Source organism: uncultured Veillonella sp., from assembly GCF_934190855.1.
GTDB lineage: Bacteria > Bacillota > Negativicutes > Veillonellales > Veillonellaceae > Veillonella.
On the sequence record NZ_CAKPTN010000053.1, the window covers coordinates 1 to 10,633 of the forward strand.

The 10,633-nt window shown below is 38.0% G+C and carries 12 protein-coding genes; 1 reads left to right on the top strand and 11 read right to left on the bottom strand.

The window, feature by feature from the left end:
* Nucleotides 1-25 precede the first annotated feature (25 nt).
* Complete coding sequence (gene recG / locus Q0F90_RS04545; protein WP_296003758.1) at nucleotides 26-2,068, bottom strand: ATP-dependent DNA helicase RecG; 2,043 nt, start codon at nucleotides 2,066-2,068, stop codon at nucleotides 26-28.
* Between the two features lie 223 nt (nucleotides 2,069-2,291).
* On the opposite strand from recG, the gene rpmB reads away from it, so the two are divergent.
* Nucleotides 2,292-2,480: a 50S ribosomal protein L28 gene (gene rpmB / locus Q0F90_RS04550; RefSeq protein ID WP_005386334.1), complete on the top strand. Its 189-nt coding sequence runs from the start codon at nucleotides 2,292-2,294 to the stop codon at nucleotides 2,478-2,480.
* A gap of 107 nt (nucleotides 2,481-2,587) precedes the next feature.
* Here the strand turns inward: rpmB and Q0F90_RS04555 are convergent, their stop codons facing one another.
* The 10 genes from Q0F90_RS04555 to Q0F90_RS04600 form a co-directional block, all read right to left on the bottom strand.
* Nucleotides 2,588-3,577: a deoxyguanosinetriphosphate triphosphohydrolase gene (locus Q0F90_RS04555; RefSeq protein WP_296003761.1), complete on the bottom strand. Its 990-nt coding sequence runs from the start codon at nucleotides 3,575-3,577 to the stop codon at nucleotides 2,588-2,590.
* Nucleotides 3,574-4,395 (bottom strand): pyruvate, water dikinase regulatory protein, encoded by an 822-nt coding sequence (locus tag Q0F90_RS04560; RefSeq protein ID WP_296003763.1) that lies wholly within the window; start codon nucleotides 4,393-4,395, stop codon nucleotides 3,574-3,576. Before Q0F90_RS04560 ends, Q0F90_RS04555 begins: the two co-directional genes overlap by 4 nt.
* A gap of 10 nt (nucleotides 4,396-4,405) precedes the next feature.
* Nucleotides 4,406-5,035: a helix-turn-helix transcriptional regulator gene (locus Q0F90_RS04565; RefSeq protein WP_009351664.1), complete on the bottom strand. Its 630-nt coding sequence runs from the start codon at nucleotides 5,033-5,035 to the stop codon at nucleotides 4,406-4,408.
* A 98-nt stretch (nucleotides 5,036-5,133) separates the two neighbouring features.
* Nucleotides 5,134-7,515 carry a phosphoenolpyruvate synthase gene (ppsA, locus tag Q0F90_RS04570; RefSeq protein WP_296003766.1) on the bottom strand — a complete coding sequence of 794 codons (2,382 nt, stop codon included), beginning with the start codon at nucleotides 7,513-7,515 and terminating at the stop codon, nucleotides 5,134-5,136.
* Between the two features lie 163 nt (nucleotides 7,516-7,678).
* Entirely contained in the window at nucleotides 7,679-8,089 is a 411-nt protein-coding gene (locus Q0F90_RS04575) for a hypothetical protein (RefSeq protein ID WP_296003769.1), read from the bottom strand.
* A gap of 67 nt (nucleotides 8,090-8,156) precedes the next feature.
* Entirely contained in the window at nucleotides 8,157-8,600 is a 444-nt protein-coding gene (locus tag Q0F90_RS04580) for a hypothetical protein (protein ID WP_296003771.1), read from the bottom strand.
* A gap of 85 nt (nucleotides 8,601-8,685) precedes the next feature.
* Nucleotides 8,686-9,129 (bottom strand): hypothetical protein, encoded by a 444-nt coding sequence (locus tag Q0F90_RS04585; protein ID WP_296003773.1) that lies wholly within the window; start codon nucleotides 9,127-9,129, stop codon nucleotides 8,686-8,688.
* 3 nt (nucleotides 9,130-9,132) lie between these two features.
* Complete coding sequence (locus tag Q0F90_RS04590) at nucleotides 9,133-9,375, bottom strand: Zn-dependent protease with chaperone function (RefSeq protein ID WP_296003775.1); 243 nt, start codon at nucleotides 9,373-9,375, stop codon at nucleotides 9,133-9,135.
* Nucleotides 9,376-9,403: 28 nt separating this feature from the next.
* Complete coding sequence (locus tag Q0F90_RS04595; RefSeq protein ID WP_296003777.1) at nucleotides 9,404-9,856, bottom strand: hypothetical protein; 453 nt, start codon at nucleotides 9,854-9,856, stop codon at nucleotides 9,404-9,406.
* A 279-nt stretch (nucleotides 9,857-10,135) separates the two neighbouring features.
* Nucleotides 10,136-10,633: CoA pyrophosphatase (locus tag Q0F90_RS04600; protein WP_296003779.1), on the bottom strand; the 498-nt coding region annotated here is incomplete at its 5' end.

A 10,633-nucleotide genomic window follows, 5' to 3' on the forward strand; every position in this document is an offset into this window, starting at 1 on the left:
CTTATGTACTTATTATTCCTACCTCTTAATTATACAATATTCTTAGGAATTTTTCACCAAATCTTTTTTCTAATTCTGCTTTCATGACAGATTCTAATTTTTCCATTCCAAATTGACTGGCAAAATCTAGCACATCCTTGCGAGCCTCTACTAGGATTTCAATATCTTTAATGATATTAGCTACACGCAAATCAGGTAAGCCCGATTGAGCTAAACCAAATAATTGACCTGAGCCGCGCAGCAATAAATCTTGCTCCGCCAGTTCAAAACCATCTTGAGTTTGTTCCATTAGCTTCAAACGCTCTTGGCTTACATCATTTTTTGAATCACTTACTAAAATACAATAGGACTGATGGGAACCACGACCTACACGCCCCCGCAACTGATGTAGTTGAGATAGCCCAAATCGCTCTGCCCCTTCAATGCACATGATGGTCGCATTAGGCACATTAACACCAACCTCGATAACTGTGGTGGAAACCAGTAATGAAATGTCGCCCTTGTAGAATGCATTCATTACTTCATCTTTTTCACTAGGTTTCATGCGACCGTGAACAAGTCCCACTTCATAGGCCTTGTAAAAATACTTTTTTAGTTCTAAATACAATTCTTCTGCAGCTTGTAAGTCTAATTTTTCAGACTCTTCTACAAGAGGACATACTACGTAAACTTGACGACCTTCGGCCATTTCCTTACCAAAGAATGCCCGTAGTCGATCTTTATAAGAACTATCTACTACATACGTTTTTACAGGCTTACGACCTGGTGGCATTTCTTTAATCAAGGATACCGCCAAATCACCATATACAGATAATGTCATGGTTCGTGGAATCGGAGTAGCTGTCATGATAAGCACATGTGGATATGTACCCTTCTGTTGCAACCGAGCCCGTTGTTCTACACCAAAGCGATGTTGTTCGTCTATAATGACGAGGCCTAAATTATGGAAGTTTACGCCCTCTTGAATAAGCGCATGGGTACCGATGATCATATTAATCGATCCGTCAGCTAAGCCTTCATAGATTCGCTCTTTTTCCTTTTTGGTAGTAGAACCTGTTAATAATTCTATGGTAATACCTAAGTTACCACACACCTCTGTTATACCTTCATAATGCTGAGCAGCTAAGATTTCTGTAGGAGCCATTAATGCCCCTTGGTACCCATTTTCGATAGCCTTCAACAAACTCAATGTAGCCACTACGGTTTTACCAGAACCTACATCACCTTGTAACAACCGTTGCATAGGACGTTCATCTTCCATATCGATACGAATGTCCTCTAATGCACGCTGTTGGTCACCAGTTAAAGAGAATGGTAAATTTTCTATACATTTAGCCATTAGTTCTCCATTAGGACCCATTTTAGGACCTCTGTGGCACTGCTCTTTATTACGCAATAAAGCTAAACCCGCTTGCATGACAAATAGCTCTTCGTAGGCTAATTGATGACGTGCCTCTTCGTAACGCTCAGAGGAATCCGGGAAATGCATCATCTTAAACGCATCGTAACGACTCATATAATGGTGGGCTTCACGAACCTCAACAGGTAAAATCTCAGGCAACTCATGATTAGCAGCAAACCAATTTCGCACCGATGAACGCACCACAAATTGAGATACCCCATCAGCAAGAGCATAGATAGGAACGATACCTCGATCTGACTCTCCACCATCTCCTAAGTTTTCTATTTGGGGAGTATTCATTTGCATGGATCCATATTGAAATTCTGCTTTACCATACGCATATAGACGCTGCCCTTTTTTGTAAAAGTTCTTTTTATAGCCTTGGTTAAATAGAACAATTTTTAAAGGACCTGTACCATCTGCAATGACTACCTCTAAGATAGACAATCGAGGGCGAGGACGCTTCTCTTGCACCGCTATAACATTGCCTACCACCCCACCAGTCATGCCTGATTTTAAATCACCAATTCTATAAATCGTACGGCGGTCTTCATAGGTTCTTGGGAAGTACGTCAACAAGGAAGTTATGTTCGTAATCCCCAGTTTATGTAATTGTTTCTCTCGACCAGGACCAATCCCCTTAATGGTCGTCAACCGTTCATCCATAGAAACTCCTTTAAATATACGATAAACACATGAGATATATCCAATTTCTGTATATCCTTGTGTAAAAGTCCACTCATATCATAGAATATGATATATAGTATACCTTATATTGTAGTATATTTCATAAAAAGAGCAATATGTACGATAAAAACACTTGCTTTAACTATGTCTTTATGATAATATACTTTTGTTATGTTATAGATTAAGCTTGGAGGTGGAAACTATGGCAAACCTTTGCGAAGTATGTGGCAAATCCACATCTAGCGGTATGAACGTGAGTCATTCTCACATTCGCACAAGAAAAACTTGGAAACCGAACATTCAAAGAGTACGGGCGGTTGTAGACGGTGCTACTAAAAAAGTAAACGTATGCACTCGCTGCCTTCGTTCTAATAAAATTACACGCGCGTAAAATAAAAAGTACATGTACTCTTTGGGGTTCTAGAGCCCCAAAAAAAGCAGTTAGTTCATTTGAACTAACTGCTTTTTTTGTTATCTATATACCTATTACTAAAAATTTTACAAGGTAATATTTGGAATATAGTACTGTTTAAACAACTTAATAGCATATTGATCAGTTAAGCCTGCCACATAATCCACTACATCGCGAGTGGAGTAAAACTCTTTTCCAGTTTCACAACCTTCCATATCATCTGGGTATTCCATGAAGTGAGTAAATAAATTTTTCACCACATGGGATGCCTTTTTGCGATCTGGAATCAATGCAGGCGCCAAATACACGTTTTTAAACATAAATTGACGGAATAGATTCATAGTCACCTCCACATCAGCAGACATAGAAATAACTGGTTTATCTAAAGATTCCCGCACCATATCCTCTACCATAGCTGTAATCATGCTAGATGGAGTCATACCAAAATGCTCACGCACTTCAAAGGGCAACTCCTCAGCGGTTAACATGCCTGCCCGTTGTGCATCGTCAAAATCGTGACACAAATAAGCAATGCGGTCAACAATGCGAATGATTTGGCCTTCTAAGGTAACTGGAATTGTAGCTCCTGTATGACCTACGATGCCATCACGGACTACAGTCGTTAAATTAAGACCTTGGTGGTCGCCATGCTTTTCTAAGACCTCAACCATGCGCAAACTTTGTTCATTGTGATTAAAGTGCCCCACCATGTCGCGCAATGCATATTCACCGACGTGACCAAAGGGCGTATGTCCCACATCATGGCCCATGGCAATAGCCTCAACAAGATCTTCGTTTAAACGCAATGCACGAGCCACTGTCCGACCAATCTGGCCTACCTCAAGGGTATGTGTCATACGTGTCCGATAATGGTCACCTGGTGCAATATATACTTGTGTCTTATGCTTTAACCGTCTAAAACATTTACTGTGAATAATGCGGTCCCGATCGCGTTGGAACGCTGTTCTAAGTGGATCGAGAGCTTCCTCCATATCACGGATTGCATCGCGGCTTTTAGCTGCATAGGGGGACAGGAGTAATGCCTCCCGTTCCTCTATTTGTTCCCGTATATTCATTTCCCCTCCGATGCGCGGTTCTTGTCGATTAACTGCATCACAAGAGAAGCTGTTTCTTCGATAGATTTATTAGAAACATCTAATACTTGGCAGTGCAAACGGCGCATAATAGCTTTCGCATATTCTAGTTCGGCTTGGATACGCTCAATAGATGCGTAGTTTGCTTCGTCTTCTAAACCAATAGCGCGTAACCGTTCACTACGAATATTGTTTAACTTAAATGGATCGATGATAAGACCTACAATTTTTTTCGCTGGAATTTTGAATAACTCTTCAGGTAATGGTACTTCTGGTACTAGTGGCAAGTTGGCAGCTTTAACCTTTTTATAGGCCAAGAACATGGATAATGGAGTCTTACTAGTTCTAGATACACCAATAATTACTACATCAGCCTTTTCAAAGCCAGATGGATTTTTACCATCATCATATTTTACGGCAAACTCAATGGCTTCAACCTTTTTGAAATATTCTTGGTCAAGCTTATGAACCATACCTGCTGTCATACGAGGCTTAGTAGTCGCTACAGTGCCAACAGCATCAAGAACTGGTCCCATGATGTCTACAGCAGGAATTTTGTATTCCGCTACCTTCTCATGAAGATATTTGCGCAAAGACTCGGATACGATAGTATGACAAATAACGTGATGACCACGTTTTGCATCGTCTACAATTTCATCGATTTGGCTTTCACTATCGATATAAGGAATACGAACAATTTCAATTTGTTCCTTATCATATTGACTCGCCGTAGCTCGCGCTACAGCCTCTGCGGTTTCCCCTAGGGAATCCGATATTGCATAAATAATTTTTTCTGCCATTATATCAACCTCAATGTATGCTACATTCTAAAAATACTTTTGCTACCGTCGTTTTTGACACGCGGCCCACGACCTTTAGTCGTTTCTTGTTCCCTACGTCCTCGCGAACGACAACAGGTAAACAATCTACTTCATAATCTATCATCTTCTGCGCCGCCTCTACTAACGTATCAGTAGGCTCCACAGTTATAACCTTGCTAACAGGGGTCATGATCATAGATATAGGCATGGCGTGCGAATCTGTTTGTCCCATAGAGGCGCGCAGTAAATCTTTTCGAGATACGACGCCTACTAGATACGAATCATCACACACTAAAATCGTACCTACATCCTCTGTAAAAATAGTAACAATCGTGTCATATAAACTAGTTTCCCCACTAACCACGACCGCTTGAGATAATACATCACTTACCAGAAATGACTTTAATCGCTCAGCCGTTTGTGTTTCCTTTGAAAGCCCTACGTAGTAATAACCTACATTGGGACGCGCATCTAGCACACCTAACATAGTTAATACAGATAAATCTGAACGCAATGCAGATCGTGTAACCTCTAAATGTTCGGCAATTGCACTACCTGTTACAGGACCTTCTTCACGAACGATTTGAGCAATTTGTTCTTGTCGTTTCGACAGTTTCACACGGTAACCCCCTTTCATCTCTGTTTGTATTATATCCTAAGTTACCATTCAGAAAAAGAGGAGACCTACGGGCCTCCTCTTTCACCATAACTATATTCTTACCAATTTAGTTCATCAGATTCTTGACGACCACGACCAGTCATAGCATCGAGCATAATTCTTTGTTCGATTTGAGCCACCATTTTCTTAGTGCTCACAACCGCATCTGGGTTAACAGAAATGGAGTCAATACCACTCTTCACGAGGAATTCACAAAGTTCAGGGTAAACGCTTGGTGCTTGGCCACAGATGGATACAGTTTTGCCATCTTTATGCGCCACTTCAATGAGATGACGAATTGCTCTGCGAACTGCTAGATTACGTTCATCATAAATATGTTGAACTGTTTCGTTATCGCGGTCACAACCGAGAACGAGCATAGTCAAGTCGTTAGAACCGATGGAATAACCATCTACGTATTTATTGAATTGATCAGCTAAGATGATGTTGGATGGAATCTCAGCCATGAGCCATACTTTAAAGTCTTTACTGCGTGCAAGACCTTCTTGAGCCATCAAGTTAGTTACTAATTCGGCTTCCTCTACAGTACGGCAGAATGGAATCATAACTTGCAAGTTTTTGAAACCAAATTCGTTACGTACTTTTTTGATTGCTTCTAATTCTAATTTGAAAGCAGGTGTGTATTTAGGATCATAGTAACGAGAAGCACCACGCCAGCCAAGTAATGCACTGGATTCATGTGGTTCGTATTTGTCGCCACCTTTAAGATCACGGTATTCGCTAGATTTGAAGTCGCTTAAACGAACTACTACTTGGCGAGGAGCTAATGCTTGGCAAACTTTACGCATACCTTCAGCCAATGTATTTACAGCGAAATCACTACGGCCTGTTTCGATAAGGTGTAATGGATGTTCATGGATGAAAGTAGTCCAAATGAACTCTTCACGCATTAGACCAATACCATCACATGGTAATACACCATGTTTTTCAGCCAAATCAGGATCGCCTAAGTTCATATAAATCTTAGTGCCTGTTACAGGAACAGATTCAGCAACAACATTGGCAGCAGCTTGTGTTTCTGGCTTTTTAACGATATCTTCTAATACGCCATCGTATACAATACCATTGGTAGCATCAACAGTAATCATTTGACCATCTTTAATGGATGTAGTCGCTTCATGGCTACGGCTCTTAGTACCTACGATACAAGGAATGCCAAGCTCACGGCTAACGATGGACGCATGACAAGTCATACCACCAGCATCAGTAACGATTGCTTTTGCCTTTTTCATAGCAGGAACCCAGTCAGGAGCCGTCATAGCAGTGACAAGGATTTCCCCTTCTTTAAACTCATCAATATCCTCAGGGTTGATGATTACGTGAGCTTTACCTGCTGCATTACCAGGAGAAGCTGGTAAGCCTTTTACAATAATTTCACGATTACCCGCATTTAAAGTGCTAGCTTTCTCCATTGTTTCTGGTTTTTCTTTACGGGACCATACTGTTTCTGGACGAGCTTGTAAAATCCAAATTCTACCGTCTCGCTCATCTACACCCCATTCCATATCCATGTAGCAACCGTAATGTTTTTCGATTGCTTTAGCGTATTCAGCAAGCTCCAAAACTTGAGCGTCTGTAATAACTTGTTGTTTAGCTTCGTCAGCAGGAACAACCTCTTCAACGCAGTCCCCATCAGGCTTACGAACTAAACGGATATGTTTGTCATTAATCATGCGGTCTGTAATTTCCATTTTAGCTTTATCTACACGGAAATTATCTGGTGTAACTGTACCTTGTACAACGTACTCACCAAGGCCCCAAGAACCTTCGATAAGGATGTTGTTATCATTGCCTGTTACAAGGTCAACAGTAAACATTACGCCAGCAGCTTTAGAGAATACCATCATTTGAACAGCAGCACTTAATGCTACTGTCATATGATCGAAACCTTGTTTTACACGGTAATATGTTGCGCGGTCTGTAAAAGTAGATGCATAGCATTCTTTTACTTTTTCGATAATAACATCAGCACCGCGTACATTTAAGTACGTATCTTGTTGGCCTGCGAAGCTTGCATCTGGCAAGTCTTCTGCTGTTGCACTAGAACGAACCGCTACGAACGGATTTTCTTCGTTTACTTTTTTACCAAGTTCTTCATAAGCATTACGGATAGCATCTGCCAAAGCTTGTGGCATTTCTTCCTGACAAATCATGCGGCGAATCTTAGCACACACTTCGCGCAATAATGCAGAATTTTCGACATCGTCTAAAGCATCTAGCTCAGCGCGGATTTTATCTTCCAAACCTGTAGCTTTCATAAACTCACGATAACCATGAGCAGTTGTAGCAAAGCCATAAGGTACAGGTACATTAGTGGAGGACGTCAATTCCCCTAAGGAAGAAGACTTACCACCAACTAAATTAACATCTTCACGTTGTAATTCATCAAACCAAAGTACGTATGCTGTTTCGCGATTCATGTGAGAACCTCCTAGTCAATTAGTGCAACACATTAAACCTTTTACACATAAATAGTATACCTTAATTTGCAATCTGTCAATTTATATAGGCATTTATATGCAAATAAAAATGATGAAAAACTAAAAAAAAGATTGCCTAATACTAGACAATCATCCTTTTATTTTAGTTTGACACATGAATAATAAATCTTAATTGATCTGGCTTCATATCACTACCATTAACAAATAACATACCATCCTCTAAAGTAATACGATATAGTAATGTAGCCTCTGAAGTCTCAATTTTCTCAACTTTACTATTAGGAAAAATATAGCTAATAGTTTCTAAGGTTTGAGGCATAACAGTTTTATAATCTGGGCTGACCTTCATATCAAGGTACTGAACCCACTCTCCACGGCTATATTGACCATAGGACATTCTAATATCTTCACTATTAGAAACAACAACTAATCTATTCAAAACTGCTTCAGCAGTTTCATGTTTATTATCTTTATCAATCTTATAAAAAATGGAGTATGTCAATATGGAAAATATTATTAATCCTAATAAATAATATATATACTGCTTTTTCATAACATATAATACTCCACTAACAATTAAAGTTAACTCAAATAGCACAGTTAAAAAACACGTGTGATTATTATCTTGTTCTTCCTGGTTGCAATAAGAGTATATACATACCTAAAAAAAGAAACTCAGAAATCTCTTCATTTATGAGTCTACTCAATAAGGTAATTATTATAAAAGTTGGATATATCCAAAATGGAATCCCGATATCAGAAGCGCGTCTCATACCTGTCATAAAAAAGAAAGTAAAACCATAAATGCAAAAGGAGTACCCAAGAATATTATATATTAATCCATCCCTAATAGTACTTGCATACATCGCAGTATGACCATATTTTAATGATAGCAATCCTATTACAAAAGCAAAACCACTCCCGAAAAAAAATAATAAGCGCCCTAATGGAACTCTAGGGTTTATAAACTTAATCTGTTTTATCGTTCCAACTATAATCAACAATATTGAAATTATAATACCTATTGGAAGCATGGCAAACCCCAACCAATTAATTATTTCCATTTACCGCAGTCCTAAAAACATCTCATATAAAATACTACGTAAAATTACCCAGCAACGCTGTATTATGTAGTACTTTATATTTCGCTTATTCACTCGTTCCTGGTTGTAATAAAAAAATATACATTCCTAGAAGTAGAAATTCGTAGATATCTTCATTAATAAGTCTACTTAAACTAGTAACAACAATAAACACAGGATAAATCCAAAATGGAAATCCTATATCATAAGCTCGTCTCATTCCGGTCATAAAAAAGAAAGTAAAACCATATATACAAAAGGAATATCCGAGAATAATATACATAATACCTTCAGCAATGGTTTTAGAATCCATTGCTTGCGGACCATATTTTACTGAAAGAAATCCAATGCCGAGTGCAAATATATTCCCAAAAAAGAACAGTAAACGTCCTAATGGAACCTCCGGATCCAAATATTTAATATGTCTTATTTTCCCATAAATTAATAAAAATATAGATATTATTATACCTATAGGAATTGTATTGAACCCAATCCATTTTATTATTTCCATTTCTTATACTCCAAATACCATTTTCATCAGAATAATACTCAGAAGAAGAGATAAATTAACCCAAAATATACCGGTATCACTAAGGTTGAAATATAGTGTTAACAGATAACCACCACAAACAGCTATTAAACTTAATATAGCAAGTGTAATTTCATAATTTTCTAAACGACTGTTTTCTTTATATCTCTTATATAAAACATACGCCACATATATAATCCAAAACCATGGAAAAAATTCAGGTTTCACATGCTTCTCCTCTACAACGAATTCTAAGTTATTTATCTTTTCCAGGATATGCTATTAATAAAACAATCCCTAATAAGAAAATAGGAGAAAGGTTGTCGTAATAATTAGCTATACTACCGCCAATAATTAAATAGATAGGATATACCCAGGACGTAAAAAGTTCTATGTCACTCAGTCTATTCATGCCAGCAAGAAATAGTTTTAAAGTTCCAGTTAAAGCAAATACAATGATAACAAAATAATATATTAGAGATACATTATTCTCAGCTATATTTACACGATAAGAAATAAATATAGCAAAATATATTAAGAGTATAGCAATCCCCGTATCACGAAGATATTCCTTTCCATTTATTTTCTTTTTATGGTCAATATATTTTATATTTTTCCTTGATCCCCAAAATATAAGTACTAAAGATAAAACATTTACCGACCACCATATTATATGGGTTACTGATATAGAACTATCAAAACTGTACATCTTTATCATCCTTTGATTGAGAGCTATCTTTTTTATTTAAGTTAACTTGTAGATACCGAAACACTAAAGTGATTACCGATGCAAACCATAGGACTGCAAAATTGTAGATATTATAACCATTAGCAATCCACCATTCTGCTTTATAGTAGTAATCTAAAAAAGCAGAAATCATTAATATAATGGGCACTAAATAAAATATAAACTTATTTTTTATAGAGGGTTTACCTGATATTAAAATTATTGCTATTACATAACTACCAATAAAAATTATTAAGTCTCTCATTTAACTTTCCTATATATATCTAAAAAGTTCTTCAATACTCGTCCCGTTAGTCCCCATATGGTGTATTGTTCATAGGGGTAGAAATAGACGGAGTAGTTTTGTCTAATTTTCCAATCAATATTGTATCCCTCTAACAAATGGAAAGGAAAATCACGTAACGGCCTCGTAGCTATGTCTAAGTGCCCCACAGTTGGTTCCATTTCTAATAGATATTGTAATGGAACGGTAAAGACCTCTCCTACTTCGTCGGTATTTGGTTGTAAATCACTTGTATGTAATCGCACGGCTACAGCATAAAGTTTGACACCTATAGCAGATACTAAGCAGTCTAAATTACCAAGTAATTCTATTTTGTCTAAATCTATACCCAGTTCTTCAGAGCACTCACGCATCGCAGCATGAGCACCGCTTTTATCATTAGGCTCACAGTGTCCACCAGGAAAGCTTATTTCCCCTGGTTGACGGCGCAGCTTATTACTTCGCACAGTAAAGTC

Coding starts and splice junctions, on each gene's coding strand:
- rpmB (WP_005386334.1), top strand. CDS start 2,292: ATGGCAAACCTTTGCGAAGTATGTGGCAAATCCACATCTAGCGGTATG.
- Q0F90_RS04595 (WP_296003777.1), bottom strand. CDS start 9,856: ATGTACAGTTTTGATAGTTCTATATCAGTAACCCATATAATATGGTGG.
- Q0F90_RS04580 (WP_296003771.1), bottom strand. CDS start 8,600: ATGGAAATAATTAATTGGTTGGGGTTTGCCATGCTTCCAATAGGTATT.
- Q0F90_RS04575 (WP_296003769.1), bottom strand. CDS start 8,089: ATGAAAAAGCAGTATATATATTATTTATTAGGATTAATAATATTTTCC.
- Q0F90_RS04560 (WP_296003763.1), bottom strand. CDS start 4,395: ATGGCAGAAAAAATTATTTATGCAATATCGGATTCCCTAGGGGAAACC.
- ppsA (WP_296003766.1), bottom strand. CDS start 7,515: ATGAATCGCGAAACAGCATACGTACTTTGGTTTGATGAATTACAACGT.
- recG (WP_296003758.1), bottom strand. CDS start 2,068: ATGGATGAACGGTTGACGACCATTAAGGGGATTGGTCCTGGTCGAGAG.
- Q0F90_RS04585 (WP_296003773.1), bottom strand. CDS start 9,129: ATGGAAATAATAAAATGGATTGGGTTCAATACAATTCCTATAGGTATA.
- Q0F90_RS04555 (WP_296003761.1), bottom strand. CDS start 3,577: ATGAATATACGGGAACAAATAGAGGAACGGGAGGCATTACTCCTGTCC.